This is a genomic window from Nocardioides sp. YIM 152315 (assembly GCF_029210375.1).
Classification (GTDB): Bacteria; Actinomycetota; Actinomycetes; order Propionibacteriales; family Nocardioidaceae; genus Nocardioides.
The window spans coordinates 1-1,019 of sequence record NZ_JARGER010000020.1 but is presented as its reverse complement, the minus strand read 5'-3'; the positions used below and the strand labels follow the sequence as shown (position 1 = coordinate 1,019).

Below are 1,019 nucleotides of genomic sequence, written 5' to 3'. Positions count from 1 at the left end.
GGGGTGGTTATCGTGGTGTTGGCGGGCCGGGATGTTGGAGCGCTCTGCGACTCCTGTGACTCCCGGTCCGTCGCCTGTTGGCGGCGGACTCGCATCCGCTGGTGGCGGAGGTTGTCGCGGCGCCGCGGCTCGACCTTGTAGCGCTCCTGGACGATGGCGCGGCCCTCGGCCTCGGTGATCTCGCTACCGTCGACGTCGCGGAGGATGTAGGGCTGGCCGGTGCGCATGCAGGCGGCGATCCGGGTCAGCAGCTGGGTGGCGATGTGGCACAGCGCGGAGTCACGGTGCCGGTCGCCAGACATCAGCCGGGCGTACTTGGCGCCGAGCTGGGGGTCGACCCGGCGGGCCCGGTCGGCGGCGTTGAACAGGGCCTCGCGCAGCAGCGGGTCCCCGGCCTTGGTGATCCCGGGCTTGGACTCCCCGACGCCGGACTGGTTGACCTTGGGCACCAGGCCGGAGTAGGCGCGGACCGCGGCCAGGCTGGTGAACCGGTGCGGGTCGCCGAGCCGGCCGGCGACGATCGCGCTGGTCACCGGGCCGACACCGGGTGCCGAGGCGACGATCCGGTCGGGGTCGGCGTCGGCGTAGAGGTTCGCGATCCGCTCGTCGAGGTCCTCGATCTGGTCGGTGAGGAACTGGGCCTGCTCGGCCTCGGCGGCGATGTCCGCGGCGAGGTCGGCGAAGTCCATGCCCTGCTCGGCCGGGTCGGGGCCCCACAGGGCCAGCGACTCCCGCGCGGCGGCGATCAGTGCCTGGGCGTGGTCCTCGCGCCAGAACCCGCGGGAGTGGCGGACCAGGAACCGGGCCAACCGCGCCGGGCCGAGCCGGATGATCGCGTTGGGGTCGGCGTAGCGGGTCAGCAGCATCAGCGCGGCCTTGCCGTAGTTCGAGCCCAGCACCGCGTACCAGGCCGGGCCGAGCAGCTCGACCAGCGCGTCGAGCCGGGCGTAGACCGCGGTACGCCGCTTGACCATCGAGGAGCGCTGTTTGGTCAGCCGGCGCAACGCATCGGCCGACCC

The 1,019-nt window shown here is 73.0% G+C and carries 1 protein-coding gene; it reads right to left on the bottom strand.

Going from position 1 to position 1,019, the window contains the following annotated elements; genetic code table 11:
* The coding region (locus PZ894_RS06865; protein WP_275743751.1) for a transposase at window positions 1–1,019 on the bottom strand (1,019 nt) is incomplete at both ends.